Origin of the sequence: Paraburkholderia sp. C35 (assembly GCF_003121405.1) — a bacterium.
GTDB lineage: Bacteria > Pseudomonadota > Gammaproteobacteria > Burkholderiales > Burkholderiaceae > Paraburkholderia.
Map to the genome: position 1 here is coordinate 21,893 of NZ_QBUY01000077.1, position 20,927 is coordinate 42,819.

The following is a 20,927-nucleotide window of genomic DNA, read 5'->3' on the forward strand; positions in this document are numbered from 1 at the left end:
AAGAAGAGGTTGAACTCATGAACCGTTCCTGGTCTGGAGCAATGCGTCACGCTGCGCGCGTGATTGCGCTGTCGCTGTCCGTCGCCGCGACGGCCGCGCATGCCGCATCGATCACGGTGTACAGCGCGCAGCACGAGCAGGTCATGAACATGCTCGCGAAAGACTTCGAGAAAGAGACGGGCATTTCAGTGAAGATCCGCAACGGCGAAGGTCCGGCGCTGGCCGCCCAACTCGTCGCGGAAGGGTCGGCCTCGCCTGCCGATGTCTACTTCACCGAGAACTCGCCCGAGTTGATGCTGCTCGAAGAAAAAGGCCTGTTGAGCAAGGTCGATCCCACCACGCTCGGCATCATTCCGAACCGCTTCAACTCGCCATCGGGACAGTGGGTCGGCGTTACCGCCCGCGAGAGCGTGCTTGCCTACAACACGGCCAAGATCCAGCCCTCGCAATTGCCCACATCGATCTTCGATCTCGCGAAACCCGAATGGAAAGGCAAGGTCGGCATCGCCCCCAGCGACGCGGACTTCCTGCCGCTGGTGAGCGCCGTGCTCGCGTTGAAGGGCGAAGCGCAAACGCTGCAATGGCTCAAGGGACTCAAGACGAACGCGCAGATCTTCGACGACGATGAAGGCGTCGTGGCCGCCGTGAATCGCGGCGGCGTGGTGACGGGTGTGATCAACAACTATTACTGGGCGCGTCTTCACACGCAACTCGGCGACAAGTCCACCCGCAGCGCGATCTATCACTACACCAATGGCGACCTTGGCGGACTCGTGAACGTATCGGGCGCAGCCATCATGAAGACTGCGCACAACAGCGACGGCGCACAGCAGTTCCTGAAGTATCTCGTCAGCGAACGTGCGCAGACGCTGATGGCCAACAGCCATGTCAGCTACGAATATCCGCTGCATGCCGGCGTGGCACCCGATCCGTTGCTCAAGCCGTTCAGCGAATTGCAGCCGCCTTCCCTCACGCTCGAACAACTCGGCGACGATAGCCAGGCGGGCAAGCTGCTGCGCCAGGCGGGTCTGCTGTAAAGGATCGGGAGGTGAGCGATGTGACCGACATCGGCGACGCCGTCGCTGCCATCCAGCCTGCTGCGCAGGCGCCTGCGCGTGCCGGCAGGCGGGCTCCGCGCGGCCTGCTGGCAGGCGCGGCCGTGAGCGCGCTGCTGGTGCTGCTGCCGCTTGCCTTCACGTTCTATCGCGCGACGACGGTCGGCTTCAGCGATGCAGCGGAACTGGTGTTTCGTCCGCTTGTCGGCGAACTGCTCGGCAATACGCTGCTGATCACGATCAGTGCGACGCTCGCGTCGGCTGTGCTCGGCACGGCTGCTGCGTGGTTCGTCGAACGCTCGGATTTGCCGGGCCGCAAATGGTGGTCCATCATCAGCGCGGCGCCGCTCGCGATGCCCGCGTTCGTTTCGAGCTATGCGTGGGTGTCGATCAGCCTCGATCTGCAGGACTTCGCGGGTGCGCTGCTCGTCATCACGTCCTCGTATTTTCCGCTCGTGTATCTGCCCGTCGCGGCGGCGCTGCGCGGCATGGATCCCGCGCTCGAAGAAAGCGCCCGCGCGCTGGGCTGTGGGCGCTGGGCAACCTTTGCACGCGTGGTGCTGCCTCAGTTGCGCCCTGCGCTGCTCGGCGGCATGCTGCTGGTCGCGCTAGGCGTGCTGTCGGAATTCGGCGCGTTCCAGATGCTGCGCTTTCGCACCTTCACCACGGAAATCTACGCGGAATATCGCACCAGTTTCGACAACAGCGGCGCGTCGCTGCTTGCCTGCCTGCTGATCGCGCTGTGTCTCGTCTGTCTCGCGCTCGAGTTTCGCGTGCGTGGCGGCTCGCGCTATGAGCGCGTCGATCGCGGCGCGAGACGGGCTGCGCTGCGCTATGAACTCGGCGGCTGGCGCTGGCCCGTGCTGGCTGGCTTCGCTGCGTTGGGCATCGTCACGCTCGGTGTGCCGCTCGGCATGATCGGCTACTGGCTGACGCAGGAAGGCGCCGCCGCCGTGACGCCCGCTGAAGTCTCGCCGGAACTGCTGTTCAACGCGACGTTATCGTCGGTCGGCTTCGGTCTTGCGGCCGCTATCGTCACGACGGCGCTGGTGTTGCCGCTCGCCTTCCTGCTCGCGCGCTATCCGGCACGGCTCGCAACCGTGTTCGAGCGCACGGTGTTTCTTGCGCAAGGCGTGCCCGGCCTCGTGGTCGCGCTGGCAATCGTCTCGCTTGCCGTACACGCGTTGCAGCCGCTCTATCAGGGCACGGCGCTGCTGATCGTCGCCTACGCGATTCTCTTCATGCCGCTCGCGCTCGTCAGCGTGCGCGCCGCGCTGATGCAATCGCAACCGCGTCTCGAAGACACCGCGCGTGCGCTCGGCCTGAATGCACTGCAAACCTTCGTGCGCGTGCTCCTGCCGCTCGCCGCACCCGGTCTGGGCGCCGCCGCCACCATGGTTTTCATCTCCGTCGTGACGGAACTCAACGCGACGCTGCTGCTGTCACCCATCGATACCCACACGCTCGCCACGCAAGTCTGGTCCGACACCTCGACGCTCGCGTTCGCGGCCGCCGCACCGTATGCGGCGCTGATGACGGTCATTTCGCTGGGTGGTTCCGGCGTGCTGTTCGTGTTGCTGGGACGCGCCGCGCTGCGGGATGCGAGCCGCTGAACGATCTTTCTTTCCTATTCAATGAGCGAACTCAGAATCGCGGGGCTGCGCAAAGGATTCAACGGCCATACCGTCCTTCACGACATCGATCTCACGGTGAAGCCGGGGACATTGCTCGCCTTGCTCGGGCCATCGGGCGGCGGCAAGACGACGCTGCTGCGCGTGCTGTGCGGATTCGAACGGGCCGACGCGGGCATGATCGAGATCGATGGCAAGCGCGTGGCCGGCGACAATCTCCATCTTCCTTCCGAGCAGCGGCGCATCGGCTATGTGCCGCAGGAAGGGGCGCTGTTTCCGCATCTGTCGGTGGCGGACAACATCGTGTTCGGCTTGCCGCGCGATCAGCGGCGCTCGCGTCATCGGGTCGAAGAACTGCTCACGCTGGTGGGACTATCCGCCGATTATGCGCAGCGCGCGCCGCAGCATTTGTCGGGTGGTCAGCAGCAGCGCGTGGCGCTGGCGCGTGCACTCGCCCCTTCGCCATCGCTCGTGCTGCTCGATGAGCCGTTCTCTTCGCTCGACGCCGCCTTGCGTATCGAAACGCGCGAAGCCGTTTCCGAAGCGCTCGCGGCGACGGGCGCGACCGCTGTGCTCGTCACGCACGATCAGGCTGAGGCGCTTTCGCTGGGGCATGAAGTCGCCGTGTTGTGGAACGGCAAGCTGATCCAGAGCGCGGCGCCGCAAGCGCTCTACAGGCAGCCCGCGACGCGCGAACTGGCCGCGTTCATCGGCGATGCCGTGCTGCTGCCCGGCATCGCCTCGCAAGGCTTTGCGACGTGTGCGCTCGGCAGGCTGAAACTGCTCGCGCCCGTTTCCGACGGTCAGGTGGACGTGATGATCCGGCCCGAGCAGGTCCGTCTGCATGCTGCCGATGAGGTTTCCCTCAACGCCAATGCGTCGCCCGAAGCGGTCGTGAAAGACGTCACCTATAACGGCAAGGATGCCGACGTGTGCCTTCAGGTGACCGCCGCTGATCCTTTCGTCGTTCGCGCGCGCGTACCCGGCTATCGCTCGCCCGCTGCGGGCGAACGCGTGCGGGTGCATATCGATGGCGACGTGATCGCGTATCTCAGGCCGTAGCTCGCGATGCCGATGCGGCATCTTCTTGCGTCGTTCGTTCCCTTCGCAAACGCGCGACTCTCCGTTCGACATCCCTGATCCGAAAGCCTGTTTTCATGCAAGATAGCTTTCGCTTGTGTAATAATACAAATAATTCTCATTTACCGCTGTGGTTTTGCTCACCGGACTGATCCGGAAGATCGCGCATGTCGGCAGACAATCTCTCGTTGCGGCACGAGGTTGAAGACCTCTACGTCGCCCATCACGGCTGGCTTCACACATGGTTGCGCCGCAAGCTGGGATGCGCGCATCGGGCCGCCGATCTCGCGCACGACACCTTCATGCGCCTGCTCGCTCGCGACGAACCGCTCGAGCTGCTCGAGCCGCGCGCCTTTCTCACGACCGTCGCGCAGCGCGTGCTGGCCAATCACTGGCGGCGCGAACAGATCGAGCGCGCGTATCTCGAAGCGTTGGCGCAGGTGCCGGAATCGCTTGCGCCTTCGCCCGAAGAGCGCGCCGTGCTGCTCGAAACATTGTGCGAAATCGACGCCTTGCTCGACGGACTGCCCACGCCCGTCAAGCGCGCATTTCTGATGGCGCAGCTCGACGGCGCGACACACGCGGAAATTGCAGCTGCGCTGCACATTTCCATCGCAACGGTGAAGCGCTATCTGCTGAAGGCAGCGGCACAGTGCTTCTTCGCGATGAAGCTGGATTGAGCGCGTGAAGATAGAGAGTCCTCCCGGCATCGCGCCTCACGTTGCGCGCCGCGCAGTCGAATGGTGGCTCGATCTGCAGGGCGGCCACACCGCCTCACAGCGAAGCGCATTCGAACGCTGGCGCACCGAGCATGTCGATCACGAGCGTGCGTGGCAGCACATCCAGACCGTCAGTCAGCGCTTGCAGGTGCTCAATGACGGCGCCGCGCGCGCGGCGTTGACCCGTCCGCGTTCGTCTGCGCGGCGCAGCGGCGTCAAGGCCCTGGTTCTTCTGTTCTTCGCAGGCGGCACCGCGTGGATTGCGCGCGACCAGATGACGTCGCGCGGCTGGGGCGCAGATCTTCGCACGGGCACGGGCGAGCAGCGTAACGCGACACTCGCCGACGGCACGCGGCTCACGCTCAACACGGCGAGCGCCGTCGATATCCGCTTCTCCGCCACCGAGCGCCGCATCGTTCTGTTGCGCGGCGAAATCATGGTCGTCACCGGCCACGACGACGGCGCCTCGCCTCGACCGTTCGTCGCGCAGACGGCACAAGGCACGTCGATACCGCTTGGCACGCGCTTTTCGCTCAGGCAGGAAGAATCGACGACACGTCTCGACGTATTCGAAGGCGCGGTGAAGGTCGAGCCGCTGCGCGCGCCGGATGCGGCCCGCGTCGTGCATGCCGGCGAGCGGGTCCGCTTCACCTCGACGCAAACCCTGCCCGTCGAGCCAACCAGCGCCGACGCCGCCGCGTGGACGCAAGGCATGCTGATCGCGAGCAACATGCGGCTCGCGGATTTTCTCGCAGAGATAGGGCGATATCGACACGGCTTCCTGCGTTGCGATCCGTCCGTTGCCGATCTCCGGCTGTCCGGTACGTATCCGTTATCGGACACCGACCGCGTGCTCGACACCATCGGCAACACGTTGCCCGTCGAACTCGAGTACATCACACGCTACTGGGCGACCGTCAAACCGGCGCGTGCCTGACGAAAGGCCGCTTCACCCGAAAAAATTTTTCATTAATTCGCACCGACAGTGAGCTGTTTTCGATTCTCGCGGGACAAGGCAGATGAGAACACCAGATCATCTACCTCCGCGAGCTTCGTAAAACATGGGACTTCACGCCAGAACCTGTACCACGACGGGTCACATGACTGTTGCGCACGCATGCAATGCGCGCCGACGCACGCTGCCGCAGCGGCACATCATCGGCATTGCGACGGCTGCGATTTTCTCGGCCATTGCGACGCCTGCCGTGCACGCGGCCGATGCCGCGCAAACGGTCCAGGCAACGCCGCGCAGAGCCTTTGATATTCCGGCTGGTCCGCTCGAAAGCGCACTCAGCCAGTTCGGCCAGCAGGCGCGCATCATGCTGTCGTACCCGAGTGCACTCACCGCGAACCGGCAGAGCGCAGGCTTGCATGGCGAATACGACACACAACAGGGACTGACGCGTGTGTTGCATGGCACGGGGCTATCGCCCGTGCAGCAGAGCAACGGCAGCTATACGCTGATCGAAGATGCAAGCAACGTCGAACTGGATGGCAGCGCCGTGCTGCCGGCCGTGAAAATCGCGTCGACGGGCATCAGCGCGGGTAGCTACCGGCCACCGCCCGAAGCGAATGTGACGCGCTCGGACATCCCGGTCGTCGATACGCCGCAAGCCATCAACATCGTGCCTGCGCAGGTGCTGCACGATCAGCGTCCGCGCAATCTCGACGATGCGCTCGCAAACGTCAGCGGCATCGTGCAAGGCAATACGCTGGCCGGCACGCAGGACACGCTGCTCAAGCGAGGCTTCGGCGGCAACCGCGACGGCTCGATCATGCACAACGGCATGCCGCTCGTGCAAGGCCGCGGACTCAACGCCGCAGCCGATAGCGTCGAAGTGCTCAAGGGTCCGAGTTCATTGCTTTACGGCATCATGGACCCCGGCGGCGTCGTCAACGTGGTGAGCAAGCAGCCACTGCTCACGCCTTATCACGCTGTCTCGGTAGCTGGTTCGACGTATGGGCACGGCCGCAACGGCGCAGACGGCACGCTCGACCTGACGGGGCCGATCGGCGATACCGGTCTCGCTTATCGGCTCGTCGTCGATCAGACCAGCGAGCAATACTGGCGCAATTTCGGAGAACATCGCGAGACGCTCGTCGCGCCTTCGCTCGCCTGGTATGGAAGCGATACACAAGTCGTGCTCTCGTACGAGTACCGCAAGTTTCTTTATCCATTCGATCGCGGCACTGCACTCGACCCAAAGACCAACAAGCCGCTGGCTATTCCGTCGCGCGAACGCCTCGACGAACCGTTCAATGAAATGGACGGCGAATCGCATCTCGCGCAACTGAGCGTCGATCATCAGATCAACCCAAACTGGAAAGTGCATTTCGGCTATAGCTATAACCGCGAGACGTATGACGCCGGTCAGTTGCGTGTACAGGGCGTCAATAGCACCACAGGCGTGCTCTCGCGCAGCAACGATGCAACGCACGGTGCGCTCAGCACGGATAGCTATGCGATTGCCTATGTCGACGGGCATTTCGACATTGCGGGCTTGCGCAACGATCTGCAGGTGGGCGTCGATGACGAATATCGGCGCATCTATCGTAAAGACCTGCTGCGGCAGGCCACAAAGTACACCTTCAACTATCTGCACCCTGTCTATGGCCTCGAATCGCCATCGACTACCGTGTCCGCGAGCGATAGCGATCAGACCGACACCTTGCACGACCGGTCTGTCTTCTTCCAGGACAGTCTGCACCTGACCGAAAAATGGATACTCGTCGGTGGCGCGCGTTTTCTCTCGTATAACCAGGTAGCAGGTAAAGGACGCCCATTTCAGATCAACACCGATCTGAATGGCACGAAATGGCTGCCGCGCGCAGGTATCGTCTACCAGTGGACCGAGAACTTCTCGCTGTACGGCAGCTATACGCAATCGCTGAAGCCCACCTCCACCATCGCGCCGCTCAGCACAGGCGTCGTGATCGATTCGTCGGTGCTGCCGGAAGAAGCCACGTCATGGGAAGTCGGCGCCAACATCGCGATGCCGGCCGGGCTGACGGGAACCCTTGCACTCTTCAACATCGACAAATCCAATGTGCTGGTGTCGCAATACAACGATACGACCAAGCAGACGGATTGGCGCACCTCGGGCAAGGCCCGCTCGCGCGGCGTCGAACTCGATCTTGCCGGGCAGATCGGACAGCATTGGAGCGTGATTGCCAGCTATGCCTATATCGACGCCAAAACCACGGAAGACCCGCTCTATGCCGGCAACCGCCTGTGGAACGTCGCGCAGCACACGGCGTCGCTTGCCGCTGTCTATGATTTCGGCGCGATCTTCGGCGGCGATCAGTTGCGCGTCGGCGCGGGCGCGCATTACGTGGGCCAGCGGCCCGGCGATTCAGCCAACAGCTTCACCTTGCCCGCCTATACCGTCGCCGATGCATTCGCGAACTACAACACGAAATGGGGCGGACACAACGTGTCGTTTCAGTTGAATGTGAAGAACCTGTTCAATGCGACCTATTACCCGTCGAGCGCGAACCGCTACTTCGTGGCGGTCGGCGATGCGCGGCAGGTTTCGCTTATTTCGACGCTGGAATTCTGAAACCAGGGAACGTGGAATCGACCATGAAAAACAGAGTCGCACGCAGTCACACTGCAGCACGCGAAAAAGTAGCCAACCGCTCGCGTCGCACTGTGCTCTCATTCCTTTCGGGCCTGGCGGCCTTGACAGTCTTGCCGTCCGGCGCACGCGCCACTAGCACCGACATGCGCAAACGCATCGTGCTGGTCGCGCAACTGAATGGCCCTGATCTGGCAACCGACCAGCGCGTGGCCGCGCATCTGAGCACTCGAGGTTACACCGTTCAGATGGTCGATCAGAACTATCGCCCTGAACTCGCGCGTGACGCGAGCCTCATTGTCATCTCGTCAACGGTGTCGTCCAAAGACGTGCTGCCTGGTTGGCGTGCGTTGCCCGTGCCCCTCGTCACCTGGGAGAACGATCTGCTGGACGATCTCTCGATGAGCGGCAAACGACACGATGTCGACTTCGGCGAAACCGGGAAAGAACGCTACCTGTGGCTGGTGAACGCGCCACATCCCATCGCGGCAGGCTTACCGGCCGGCGTCGTCAACGTGTACGGCAAGCAGGCGCCGATGAGCTGGGGCAAGCCGGGCTTAGGCGCATCGATTATCGCAACGGTATACGGCCAACCCGACAAGCCCGCGATTTTCGCCTATGAGGCCGGCGCGACCATGGACTACGAAGCGATTGCACCCGCCCGGCGAGTGATGTTCTTCATGAGCAACGATTCGTTCGGGAATCTCTCGCAGTCCGGCCAGCAGCTGTTCGACGCCGCAATAGACTGGGCTATCCAGCGATAGCCCTTCCCTTCCGCACGCGACGTACTGCATCAGTGATGCTCGAACAGCTTGCTGTTGTTCAAGCCGTTTGCCGGCGAGCCCGACTGCGAGAAACTCGTCGGCATTGAACCGTATTCGCTTATCGATTGCTGCGCAGCGGTCGATTCTTTCGGCGCGTAGTCGGGGTAATGAATCTTCGACTGATGCAAGGTCCCGTCCTGCTCGGCCTGCACGATTTGCGCCTTGACTTCAGTGCGCGTCGTGCCTTGATTCGAATCGACCTTTGCATACGACAGTGCAGGCATGGCGAGTGCAGCGGCGATCATGGCGATGGCGATTGAGGTTTTCATGAAACTCTCCGTTGATGAGTAGATTGAACAGTCCTGACACAGACATCACATCGCATTCGATAAACAGACACACATCGAACGAGTGATGCTGTCTGCTCAGACTAATTCCCGCAAACTTAACTGCGCCTTATTCGATCGAATAGGACTGCGTGTTTCATGCAGATCCGATGCGAGGAACAGCGATGCGATGGTCGAATTATTCTCAATCGCCAATGACCAGACGCTGGCCACCTGATTACGAAATCGTTATCTTCGTAGCTGCATGCGTGTCGTCAATCTGCTGCGACGCTTAAGCATTCGATAAGCCGGATAGCCGCATATTTCACCCATCGGTACTCAAAATAAAAAGGGGCGAAATGCGATGTCGGGCGAACACATGACTGCGATGCGAAACAAGGTGCCGGACGTGACGGCTGCGTTCTGGACTATCAAGATTCTGTCCACGACTGTCGGCGAAACAGGGGCCGACTACCTGGCGGTGCATGTCGGATTGGGCGCACCGCTGACAATCGCCATCACGCTGTCTCTGCTCGCGGCCGCACTTGCCGTGCAGTTGAAGAAAGCGATGTATGTGCCGTGGATCTACTGGTTGACTGTCGTGCTGATCAGCGTGGTGGGCACGCAATTGACCGACGTGCTCACCGACATGCTAGGCGTGAGCCTTTACGTCAGCACGATTGTGTTTGCGCTGCTGCTCGGTGTGATCTTCTGGATCTGGTACACGAACGAGAGGACGCTCTCCATTCACAGCATCGTGACGCGCACGCGTGAGCGCTTCTACTGGCTTGCCATTCTCGTCACGTTTGCACTCGGCACAGCAGCGGGCGATCTTGCCACCGAAGCATTGGGCCTCGGCTTTAGCGTCGGTGTCGTGGTGTTTGGATGCCTGCTTCTCGCGATGGGCATAGCAGCCCGTCTCGGCGCCAATCGCGTGTTGATCTTCTGGCTTGCTTATATCCTCACACGGCCATTTGGTGCATCGCTCGGTGATCTGCTTTCTCAAGCGACGGAATACGGCGGCCTCGGAATGGGGACAGTCGTCACCAGCATCGCGTTCCTCTGCGTCATCGTCATTCTCGTATTCCTTCACACAGCGTTGAGGATGCGGGACAGCAAAGCCAGTAGTACCTGAACCCATCGGCGTCAGGTCATCACCTTAAACCGTTCGAACTGGAGTAACACAATGAGAAGATCGATCATATTTCCCGCTATCCTGATCGCGACGATTCCGGCGTTCATGGCCAATCGCGATTTGACGACCCACGCATCGCATTGGCTCGCCGCGCTCTCGCCCGTCGGCGAGGCTTATGCTGCAACCGAAACCACAAAGCTCGGCGATCTTTCGAAATTCCGCGTCATCGTTGTCGATACGTCGAAGCTCGTCGATGCCAACGATCTGGCCGGCGCGAAAAAGCGCATCAAGGATCTCGAAACGTCATGGGACGACGCCGAACCCGCACTCAAACCGCGCGCGGCCGCAGACTGGCACAAGCTGGACAAGTCAATCGATAGCGCACTCGAAGCACTCCGCGAAAGCGCGCCCAATCAGTCCAAATGCAGGCAGACGCTCACTCAACTGCTTTCGATGATGGATGGCATGAGCGGCAAAGCCTGATCGATGGATTATCGGCCGCAAGCCTGCGCGATGGCCGAATCGATCGCCACAAGCGCATGCAGATAACCCAGGCGCCGGCCTTCTTCGTCGAGGCGTTGCAGTTCGACGAGGATGTCGGCGCCTCGCTCACCTCTTCCGTGCGCCGCGAGCGCGCGTGCCCGCGCCGCGGCGAAGGTGGAAAACGGCGACGGCTCGCGGCGCGTGTAGTCTTCGAAAGCGGCTGCATGTCCCACCGCTTCATCCCACCGCTGCCGCTCGATGCATGCGTCGATTGCATCGCGTCGAAAGAGATAGTGATTGTGGCTCACGGCACCTTTCGCAAGTAAAGTCTCACCCTCGGCGATGGCACGCTCGAAAGTCGCGACATCTTGCGTGATGCGCGCGAGCGTCGCCAGATACGCAGCGCCCAGATAGTTCATGCCCGTTTCACGGCTGATTACCAGTGCGGCTTCGATATCGTCGAGCGCTTCACGCGTGCGTCCGGCAACCCGATGCAACTCCGCACGCAACGCGAGCGCCTCGCCTTCGAAGCGGCGCGATTTCAGTTCAAGCGCACACTGCAACGCCGGACCCACATGCTCCCACGCACGATCCCACTGCGCGAGATCACGCAGGCAGTGCCAGGCCGCGTGATGCGCAACGGCAAGCGCGCGGAGATGACCGACCTTTTCCGCTGCGGCAACACTCGCCTGCGCGACCTCCAGCCCTGTCTGCGTCTTGCCTGCAAACCACGCGGTAATGGCGCGCATGGGCAGATTGGCGACCTCGATCCGTCCGAACCCGTGACGCTGACATAGCTCGATACAAAGGCTGAATGCATCGTGTGCGCTGATCATGCGGCCGCGCATGTATTCGCCATCGCCGAGGCCGCCGAGCGCCGCCGCCTCCTGCTCGTAATCGTGTGCCGCGCGCGCAAGCGCAAGACTGGCCTCATGCTCACGAACGCAGCCATCGATCTCGCCTCTGGGAAAGCACAGATTGCCGCGCAAGAAATGAATACGCGCCTGTTCCTGCATCAGGCCATTGGATGCGGCAACGACGGCGGCGCTGTCGAGATCGGCCCATGCGCCGTCGAGATCGTCGATGACCCGCTTGACGGTCGCTCGCCCAATCCACGCCCGACAACGCTCTGCGTCCGTCCCTGCCGCCGCGAGAGCCGTCTCGAATGCGCCGAGTGCCGCTGTCATGTCGCCCATGTCGTGCAGAATGTTGCCTCGCAGACACTCGAGTTCGACACGGTCGCTGCGGGCCGGCATCAATTCGAGTCCTCTTTCTGCGAGCCGCAGTGCCAACTCGTAGTGATACGCCGCTGTTTGCGCACGAGCCGCTTCGCAGTAGGCGCGCGACGCGCCCACATCGGCTGCCTGATCGAGATGCTCGGCGTGCAGAATGGCATCGCGCTGCGCGAACCACTGCGCCGCGCGGCGATGCAACGCGCGACGCTGACTTTTCAGCAGGCCGTCATAGACGGCATCGCGGATCAGCGCGTGATGGAAGATGAACCCGTCGCCTTGCCGTCGTAGCAAGCGCGCCATCAGCAAAGGCTCCAGCGCGACATTCATACCGTCGAGAACGTGGCACACCGCGTCCCGTTCGAAGAACTGACCGAATACGGAAGCAGCCCGCAAGGTGGTTTTGTCCACAGGATCGAGACCATCCAGCTGCGCCTGCACCAGACTCTGCACTGAACCCGGCACACCTGTCCCCGCCGCTTTTTCCGCATTGCCGAGCAGTTGTTCGAGAAAGAGCGGATTGCCTGCGGCCCGTTCGATACAGCGTCGCGCCAGGTCATCCGTGCAGGCAAACGCCCCGGCCATCAGACGCGCATCGCCCTCGTTCAACGGACACAGATCGAACCACGAGTGCGGCACGTCATCCGTTGCGCTTTTCGCCCCGTCATGCGGACCCGCCAAGGGACGCGTCGTCAGCATCAGCACGGTGGGACAACTGGCAGCCGCCAACGCGAGTTCGTCCAGTTCGCGCAGCGTTGCGCTGTCTGCCCAGTGTATGTCTTCGACAAAGATCAGCCGGGGTTGCCGCTGACTCGCGCGTTGCATGAGCCGCGTCATCACGCTCTGACGGCCCCGAACCCGCATGGCGTGATTCATCGCCTCGTAGATCGCCCGGCCTTCCGGCGGCTGCGCCACGTCGATCAGATCATTGAGGAACAGCGCGTCGCCGGCATCGATCAGCCCTTCGTCGATGACGCGCGCCACCGTATCGCCTCCGGCATTGCCATTGCCAGCTTCATCGAATGCAACCAGGCCGCGTACGAGAGCACGAATGGCATCGCGCCCGGCTCTCGAACCGAAGTCGAGCACGAATGCGCCATGACAGGCAAATCCCATCCCGTTTGCCTCGCGCTGGACTTCCTCGACGAGACGCGACTTGCCGATGCCCGCCTCGCCGCGCACATGAACCACGTGGCCGCGCGCGCTTGTGCGGCACGCTTCGAGTATGTCGCGGCATCGGCGCACTTCGTCATGTCGTCCGACGAGCGGCCGGCTCGCGGACGCGCGCTGAAGCCCCGTCACACGCCATACCGAAACGGCCTCGGCGAATCCCTTTACCGTCAGCGCGCCGCGTGCCGCGCAGACAAGACGATCGGCCAGCGGCCGCCATGCCGCCTCGGAGATCAATATCTCGCCCGCCGCAGCCGCGTCGGTGAGACGTGATGCGAGGTTGACCGTTTCACCCGTGACGGTGTACTCCCTGTGACTCGCACTGCCCGGGCCGCTTGCCACGACCTGCCCAACCGCAATGCCGATATGCACGTTTAGCGCGCGTCCGAGCCTGTGCGACAGATCCGGCAGCACGTCGACGATGGCGAGCGCGGCGTGCACCGCGCGCTCGAGATCGTTCCCATGCGAGCGCGGCGCGCCGAACACGGCCATGACGCAGTCGCCTACATGCTTGTCGATGTGTCCGCCGTGCTGCACGACGATGTCATCGACCTGCTCGAAGTAGCCTTCGAGCAGTGCCAGCAATTCCTCTGCATCCAGCTCGCGGCTCAGATCCGTGAAGCCGCTGATGTCGGCGAAGAGCACGGTGACCTGTCTGCGCTCGTCGGCGGGTGTGTCCAGATGAGTGCCTGCAACGGGGGCGGCATGCGGACCGTGCAGCGTTCGTGGATCAGGCGGCTCATGTGTGCCGGCAGCTGCAATCTGCGTCACTGCTGCCAGCAGCCGCTTGCGATGTCCCAGCGAGCGCACGCCCAGTTCCTTCAGATCGGCATCCGTGAGCGCAGGCAGCATCGCCGCGTCGATATCGTTGTCGGCAAATGCCTGTGCGTATTGCTCGAGTCCGAGTCCGCGCAGCCACAGTTCGATATCCATCGTCATCGCCGGAATCCGTTTTGCGTTGAGCGCTTAAGAAATACGCGGTCACTCGCCTTTTCCAGTGTAGGTGTTGTGTCCGGCGCGTGTCGGCCGTTTGACAGGCGCGAGAACGGCGGCAGATACTGGGTCGCGCGTCACACGTCTGCATCGGGCGACGCGCGTTCCGGGAGAGCGCCGTGAAGCCGGGTGCCACAGGTTCATCGTCCGAGTCCGCTGCCGGGTCCGCGTCAGGTTCTGAAACCGAACGCGTCGCCACGCCGCGTGTCGCCGGCCTGTTCGGCGATCTCGCGGCAGGCGCGGTGTCGACGCTCGTCATGCTCTGCTATGCGATGAGCCTGGGCACGCTGATCTTCAGCGCAGACCTTGCCCGCTACGCCGAACTCGGCGTGCCGACGGCCCTCGTAAGCTGTGTCGTGACGGCGCTGGTCATCGCACTGACCAGTTCGATGCGCTTGAACATCGCGGGTCCCGATAGCAACGCGACGGCATTCCTCGCTGGCGTCGCGGCAGGCGTCGCGAGCAGCGTGCGTGCCGACGGCGGTTCGCCGCAAACGATCCTCCTGACCGTGCTGATCGCCATCGCCTTGTGTTCGGTGCTGACGGGCATCGTGCTGTATGCAATCGGCTCATCGCGACGCAGCCGGTCGTTGCAGTTTCTGCCGTATCCCGTCGTGGGCGGATTTCTCGCGGGTACGGGTTATCTGCTGCTGGCGGGCGCGTTCCGCGTGCTGACGGGCCAGTCGCCGCAGTGGCACACGCTCGGCCTGCTCACGCATCTGCACTGGCTCGCCTGGGTGCCGGCGCTTTTCATCGGCGTGCTGACCACCGTGCTTACGCGCGGACGCCAACATATTGGTGCGTTGCCATTCGTGCTCGTGTGCGGCATCGCGCTGTTCTATCTGTTGCTGCATCTCACCGGGCGATCGATCGACGATGCTCGCGCCATGGGCCTGTTGTTGCCGCATGTGAAACTGCACTTCTTTCCGGATATGCGCGTGCCGGAATCGCTTGCGCAGGGTGCGGTCGATTGGGCCGCCATTGCTGCGCATTTACCGGAAACACTCGTCGTGACGTCGGCGTCGGCAATCACGATTCTGATGAACTCGACGGCCATCGGTGCCGCCACGGGAGGAGACATCGATCTGAACCGCGAGATGCGTGCGGCGGGACTGGCGAACATCGCGAGCGGATTGCTGGGTGGCATGGTCGGGTATCAGTCGTACAACCGCACGATGCTCAACGCACGCGCCGGTGCAACGAGTCGTATTGCGGGCGTGTTCGCGGCACTGGCGTGCCTGGTGGCACTCGCGGCATCGCCGGATCTCGTTGCGCTGTTTCCCGTTCCCGTGCTGGTCGGCCTGCAGCTTTTCATGGGGCTGCGGCTGATGCTGCAATGGCTGGTAGGTGCGTACGCGCGACTCAACTGGTATGAGTACGCGCTCGTGCCCGGCATCCTCGCGGCGATCGCACTGTATGGCGTGGTGGCCGGTGTGATCGCGGGCGTGATTGCCGCGTGCGTGATGTTCGCGCTGCTTTATGGTCGCGTCAGTTGCGTGCGCATGGAGTTCGATGCCGCCACACGTACCTCGACAGTCGAACGCAGTATCGAAGATGCCACGCGTCTGCGAGAACTCGGTGGCCAGCTATGCGGAATGTGCCTGCAAGGCTTTCTGTTCTTTGGCACCGCTCATTCGATTCTGCAACGCGTACGCGAACGGCTAAACGCGGAAGCGTCCGCGCCGGTGCGCTATGTCGTGCTCGATTTCGCATCGACCAACGGCATGGACGCGTCGGTTTCGGTGGCGTTCGTGAAGCTGCGTCAACTGTGCGCGACAGCCGGCGCCGATCTCGTACTGACCGCATTGCCCGCACGTTCGCGCAGCCTGCTTGCCAGAACAGGCACACTGAATCTGCGCATACACGAGTTTCCGACTCTCGATGCCGGACTCGAATGGATCGAAGACCAGTTGCTTGAATGTAGTGCCGACATATCGCATTCGAGCGCTCAGGACTTCCGCGCAACGCTTGCGCCGCACTTCACACCCTATGCACTGGAGACGTTGTGCGCACGTCTGGAAGTACGCGATCTCGACGCCGGACAAGCGCTGTTTTTGCGCGGCGAACCGGGCGATGCGCTCTATCTCGTCGAACACGGCCGCGTTGCCGTATCGCTGCCTCTGGCCGATGGCCGCCCGGTGCGGCTACGTTCCTTCGGACCCGGCACGGTGGTCGGGGAAATGGCTGTCTATACGCAGACTTCGCGCAGCGCCGATGTGATCGCTGAAGCGCCGACACGGGTTCATCGCCTGTCCGTCTCGACACTGCTCGCGCTCGAACGCGACGATCCCGTCACCGCACAGCAGTTTCACCGCTTCCTGATCAAGACGATTGCTTCGCGCCTCGCCGTCGCCGATGAGGCGCTGCGCGCCGCATATTGAGCACGTCATGCATGTCGAAAAAGATCACGGCATGAAGCGCTTCTTGAGATCCATCATTAGCAGACGCTGACTGGCGTGAGCATGTTTATCGTCACGACCGGCAAGTGAAGTGGCAACGGCCTGGATCATGTCCAGCCTCTTGTCCGGATCGGGTTCCGCCTCGATGTCCTGCACCGCGTGATTGTTTTCTATCTGCGATGACACCCAGTTGTGGAGTTCATCGGTTACCGTGCGCGGCAGCGCAGACTTGTCGCGCGTCATGTCGGCTCTGAGCGCAAGTTGTTCTTTCGACATCGAAGGCGGAATGTGCGCGACGGGAACGAGGCCGACCTTGGAAATCGCAGCCGGGTTGATCTTCCGCTCGCCTACCGCGCTGTCCATGAAATCGCCGTCATTGAGTGTCGCCGCGTGACTCGCGGCGTCCCATGTGTGGCGCGTGCCACTGCTTGCCTGCTTGAATGCGATGTCCTTCGGCACGACTACCGCGTACATGACGTTGTTCCGATCCGGCATCACGTAGCTGTTGCTGGGATTGCGCGACGTGTAGAGTCCAGGACCGTCGATATTCATCCCGCTGACACCGCCCGCCAATCCCTGATTCTTCTCGGAAGAAAAGCCCTGACTTCTGATATCGGCGGCATTCTGCTCCGACGTCACGTGATAGCCGAAGATTTCGACAGGCCCGTGCTGCGGCGCCAGTGCTTTCTGGATGTCGGCTGCGAGACGAATGGCGTCGCCGCCCGTCGGAACGCTCGAGTGCAGCGAAAGGCCGGGAGCATCGAGCACCTTTCCGCCGAGTGGATTGCTTCCCGGCGAGGTCGCTGCGATCGCGCTGATCTGCGACGTGTGAAGATTGACGGCATCGTCCGCTGCACTGGGCGATCGCAGCACGGCGTTCAGTCTCATGCGCTTGGTAGCAGGCCCGGCGATGTCGGTATCGTCAGTATTGTCGGGAGAGGCCGGACGCTTCTGCGTTTCGGGTGTGCGGGCAGGTGACGGCGATCTGCGCTGCCGTGCGAGGCCTGCGAGTTCGGCGGCACCCTGCGGCCTTGCCGATCCCGTTTGCGGAGGCTGTGCGTTGCCGTGTGACGCAGCTTGCTGCGCGTCGCCCGCGTCGTAATGCGAACCTGTCGGATCAATGCGAACCATCGTCAAGGCACTCCGGGAAATGACTGACCTCAGTGTGTCAGTCATCCGGATCTTGCAGGGCGACGCATGCGAAGCGATCTGCCAGCGTGCGAAAGCGCAGTCGTGTTTTCAGAAGTTTGCGAAGAATGCACGTGCCGCAAGCAGGCAGAACGGCGCGACGAGATCGCCGTGATAAGCCTGTAGCACGGCCGATGCGCCGCCATCTGTTGCGCCCGCCGCAACGGCTTGCGCCGCGACAGCGGCCTTTGCTTGCGCGAAGCCGTTCTTGATGGGCGCGTAGGGATCGTTTGCGCCTGAGACGGGTGAATCGACATCGAGTACCGTCGTCAGCCCTGGTGCGACGCCCGCATTCTGCCAATAAGCCTGCTCGATGCGTGCATTGAAAAAGAACACGGTCGGGTCCGACTGTCCGCCGCACAACTGGACAGGTGCGCGCGGAACCCAGTTACGCAAGTCGTTGCGTCTGAATGCCTCGCGCAGCGGCTGATTCGTATGTGCTGCCGGTGCCATCGACGCGCTCGGTGTCGGGAACGCACCATCTGGATTGGCGAACGCATCCTGCAACACGCTCAACCGATAACTGTTGCGCACGAGATTCGCCTTGCCGAAACCGAGCGCAAACAGCGGTAGCAATGTGGGCGGAACCTGCGTCGCTGCGGTGGGCGGTGTCAGATTGCCGTATTGCGGAGCGGGCGCTTGCAGGGAGAACAGTGGGGTGGCGGGCAACTTTCCGGCTGCAACGAGTGCGTCGAATGACGCCGTAGTGGGCAACAGAGTTTCAATGCCTTGCGCGTAGGCCGGTTCGTAGAATTCGGCGGGCGTTGCGTACAGGTTGCCATATGCACGCTGATAACTCGTCACCACCAGGGTCGTGAAGATCGTCGCGCCGAGATCTACCTCACCTTCGATCAACGCGTCCGCCAGTGCTGCGATTGCATACGGCCCCGATCCGGGCGCGGACGCGGTCACTCGCACGCCTGCTGCCTGCAGCGCGCGATGCGTCGCAAGCGCGACGAAGCCGCCTTGCGAATAGCCCGTGATAAACAGTTTGCCGCTGCTGCGCGTGCCGATTGTGAGACCTGCAATATCGACGAGTATCTGCGACGCACGCCATGCATCGATCACGTCTGCCGATTGCTGGTTCGCATTCAGATAGGGATGGTACGGCAGCGTCGAACCTGAATATCCCGCGTAATTGCTGGCGATCACGATATAACCCTGCGACGCGTACAAGGCTGCGAGCGTGAGTCCTTCTACCGTGCCGTCGCCATTGGCGGGATCCTGTTCAGTCAGATCCGCAATATTGAAGTTCTTGTAGGTCGTCGTACCGTGCGCGTACAGCAGCGTCGGCCGCGCGCCGCTGCATCCCTTGCGCCACCTGGCAGCATCAACGCGCCGCTGGATGTGGTGGATTCTCCGGCGCCGCCGATCGTCCGGTAACGGAAGGACACCACCGTAATGCCGCACGCGGGTGCGCCGGCAATCTGCAGCAATTGCTGGCCCGTCGCGCTGGCATTGAGAACTTTGGTGAGGTCGGATGCGCTAAGCCGAAGCGTGATCTTTTGTTCGATGAGTTGCCCGCGAAGCAGACAGGCGATGCCTTTACATTGCGTGTCCTGCTGCGCGAATGCCGATGCACTCAACAGCAACCCAGTCCACAACAAAAGGGCGAAACGAATCGTTCGTTGCATGGCGGGCTCCGTCGTGTTGTTTGCGTTGAGTCGCAACTTGTTTTGCGGGCCTGTCGAGTATAGGTAAACGATGCGGATAACTGGGATGCATTTTTGCGCGACCGTTCAATACGTGATTGAGCGCGGCTAAACGATGAATGAATCGATGCGGCTTCATCTATTCGAGTGTTTGCCTGCTGCGCACAGGTATGCGCGCGTGAAGTCGTATGAACAAATCCACGCGATGCTATCCTGCGCGGGTCGACTTGCGCACGCTTTGGACGGCATTCGTTTGCATCTATTCGTGAGATGGTGAATGCGCCCGTGAGTATCCACTTAACGGTGTGCGATGCCGTCCGCCGCCGTGAAGCCAACCGGATGTCGACCGACATTACGTCTTGCTTTCACTGTGCTATGCTTGCTTCTGTCCTTGGGGAGTAGCCTGCTTCTGTTCAGAAGCGCCTGCGTCAACACACTCGGTCGCACAGACCGTGGCGCATGCACCATCAGGTTGGCAAGACCATCGACATACGTCAGCGACCGGTCGGGCGCAGGCGTGTGTCGCGGTTATCCGCCCGACCTCGAGCCCTGATCCATGAGTCCAGTTGCAACGTTATTTCTGGCATTCGCCATGTCCACCGACGCCTTCGCGGCGGCAATCGGGAAAGGCGCCACGCTGCATCGTCCGAATCTGCGGGAAGCCATCAGGACGGGGCTGATCTTTGGTGTTATCGAAGCGCTCACGCCGCTTGCAGGATGGCTGCTGGGCAGAGCGGCAGCGCAGTATGTCTCCGAATGGGATCACTGGATTGCGTTCGCGCTGCTCTCAGTGCTTGGCGCCCGGATGATATTCGCCGGACTGTCGAGCCGCGAAGAAGAGGAGAAGCCCACCTCGCATTCGTTCTGGGCACTTGCGCTAACGGGATTCGCGACCAGCATCGACGCGATGGCTGTCGGCGCGGGCCTTGCCTTCGTCGATATAAACATCTTCTCGACGGCCACGGTGATCGGTCTGGCGACGATGGTGATGACGATGATTGGGGTGATGCTAGGCCGGGTGCTTGGGCGTGTTGCCGGCAAGCGGGCAGAAATCGTGGGAGGGTTGGTGCTGATTGGTATCGGCGTATCGATTCTTGCCGAGCATCTCAAGCTGTTTGCGTGATTTTGATTGCTATTGCGAGTCGTGCGTGGGGCATGACTCGCGATCAGCAAGGCTTCAGGCCAGGTGTGTTGGCGTGAACGTGGGTTGGGCGTGTCGGCGCGAACTTGAATTCGTACCGCCCAAACGCCAAGACCCCGCTTTTGAGGGCGGGGTCTTGTCTTGGGTAAGGAGCCTGACGATTACCTACTTTCACACGGGCAATCCGCACTATCATCGGCGTAGAGTCGTTTCACGGTCCTGTTCGGGATGGGAAGGGGTGGGACCGACTCGCTATGGTCATCAGGCATGAGGGGTTGCTGCGTCGCTGGTTGAGCGCCACAGCCAATCTGGAAGAAGTGTGTGTAAAGAGGGTTGTGTTGTTTAATCTGGCACAACAACGATCTCTCAACCCGTGTGTTC

14 protein-coding genes, 1 rRNA gene, 1 pseudogene and 1 riboswitch are annotated in these 20,927 nt (G+C 61.9%); of the genes and pseudogenes, 11 read left to right on the forward strand and 5 right to left on the reverse strand.

The annotated features are described in order from the left end of the window. Positions 1-17: 17 nt before the first annotated feature. The 7 genes from DK391_RS31605 (at position 18) to DK391_RS31635 (ending at position 8,827) form a co-directional block, all read left to right on the forward strand. A complete protein-coding gene (locus DK391_RS31605; RefSeq protein ID WP_109481942.1) occupies positions 18-1,037 on the forward strand; it encodes an iron ABC transporter substrate-binding protein in 1,020 nt (339 codons plus the stop codon). A 29-nt stretch (positions 1,038-1,066) separates the two neighbouring features. After that, positions 1,067-2,668, forward strand: coding sequence for an iron ABC transporter permease (locus DK391_RS31610; protein WP_204117480.1), 1,602 nt, complete (start codon positions 1,067-1,069; stop codon positions 2,666-2,668). Positions 2,669-2,689: 21 nt separating this feature from the next. Continuing rightward, entirely contained in the window at positions 2,690-3,748 is a 1,059-nt protein-coding gene (locus DK391_RS31615; protein ID WP_109481944.1) for an ABC transporter ATP-binding protein, read from the forward strand. Between the two features lie 185 nt (positions 3,749-3,933). Continuing rightward, complete coding sequence (locus tag DK391_RS31620; protein WP_109481945.1) at positions 3,934-4,446, forward strand: sigma-70 family RNA polymerase sigma factor; 513 nt, start codon at positions 3,934-3,936, stop codon at positions 4,444-4,446. Positions 4,447-4,450: 4 nt separating this feature from the next. Then, entirely contained in the window at positions 4,451-5,422 is a 972-nt protein-coding gene (locus tag DK391_RS31625) for a FecR domain-containing protein (RefSeq protein ID WP_109481946.1), read from the forward strand. Between the two features lie 163 nt (positions 5,423-5,585). Further along, complete coding sequence (locus DK391_RS31630; protein WP_109481947.1) at positions 5,586-8,045, forward strand: TonB-dependent receptor; 2,460 nt, start codon at positions 5,586-5,588, stop codon at positions 8,043-8,045. A 23-nt stretch (positions 8,046-8,068) separates the two neighbouring features. Then, positions 8,069-8,827, forward strand: a complete 759-nt coding sequence (locus DK391_RS31635; protein WP_109481948.1) for a hypothetical protein — start codon at positions 8,069-8,071, stop codon at positions 8,825-8,827. A 29-nt stretch (positions 8,828-8,856) separates the two neighbouring features. Here the strand turns inward: DK391_RS31635 and DK391_RS31640 are convergent, their stop codons facing one another. Then, entirely contained in the window at positions 8,857-9,156 is a 300-nt protein-coding gene (locus tag DK391_RS31640; protein WP_109481949.1) for a DUF4148 domain-containing protein, read from the reverse strand. A gap of 385 nt (positions 9,157-9,541) precedes the next feature. Here DK391_RS31640 and DK391_RS31645 point away from each other — a divergent pair, with 385 nt between their 5' ends. Both DK391_RS31645 and DK391_RS31650 read left to right on the forward strand, forming a co-directional pair. Beyond that, on the forward strand, positions 9,542-10,288 hold the full coding sequence (locus DK391_RS31645; protein WP_109481954.1) for a hypothetical protein: 747 nt from the start codon (positions 9,542-9,544) through the stop codon (positions 10,286-10,288). Between the two features lie 51 nt (positions 10,289-10,339). Then, positions 10,340-10,771, forward strand: a complete 432-nt coding sequence (locus DK391_RS31650) for a hypothetical protein (RefSeq protein WP_109481950.1) — start codon at positions 10,340-10,342, stop codon at positions 10,769-10,771. Positions 10,772-10,779: 8 nt separating this feature from the next. On the opposite strand, the gene DK391_RS31655 is transcribed toward DK391_RS31650, so the two are convergent. Continuing rightward, positions 10,780-14,106: an adenylate/guanylate cyclase domain-containing protein gene (locus tag DK391_RS31655; protein WP_109481955.1), complete on the reverse strand. Its 3,327-nt coding sequence runs from the start codon at positions 14,104-14,106 to the stop codon at positions 10,780-10,782. A gap of 275 nt (positions 14,107-14,381) precedes the next feature. Between DK391_RS31655 and DK391_RS31660 the strand changes: the two genes are divergently transcribed. Beyond that, entirely contained in the window at positions 14,382-16,547 is a 2,166-nt protein-coding gene (locus tag DK391_RS31660; RefSeq protein ID WP_275426837.1) for a SulP family inorganic anion transporter, read from the forward strand. A gap of 24 nt (positions 16,548-16,571) precedes the next feature. Here the strand turns inward: DK391_RS31660 and DK391_RS31665 are convergent, their stop codons facing one another. Both DK391_RS31665 and DK391_RS31670 read right to left on the reverse strand, forming a co-directional pair. Continuing rightward, a complete protein-coding gene (locus tag DK391_RS31665) occupies positions 16,572-17,696 on the reverse strand; it encodes a hypothetical protein (protein ID WP_109481952.1) in 1,125 nt (374 codons plus the stop codon). A gap of 108 nt (positions 17,697-17,804) precedes the next feature. Further along, positions 17,805-19,387: pseudogene (locus tag DK391_RS31670) on the reverse strand (alpha/beta hydrolase). A gap of 399 nt (positions 19,388-19,786) precedes the next feature. Next, positions 19,787-19,959, forward strand: a riboswitch (yybP-ykoY riboswitch). A 2-nt stretch (positions 19,960-19,961) separates the two neighbouring features. Between DK391_RS31670 and mntP the strand changes: the two are divergent. Further along, a complete protein-coding gene (gene mntP, locus DK391_RS31675; protein WP_109481953.1) occupies positions 19,962-20,528 on the forward strand; it encodes a manganese efflux pump MntP in 567 nt (188 codons plus the stop codon). Between the two features lie 170 nt (positions 20,529-20,698). Here mntP and rrf read toward each other — a convergent pair. Further along, a 5S ribosomal RNA gene (gene rrf, locus DK391_RS31680) occupies positions 20,699-20,812 on the reverse strand. Between the last annotated feature and the right edge of the window lie 115 nt (positions 20,813-20,927).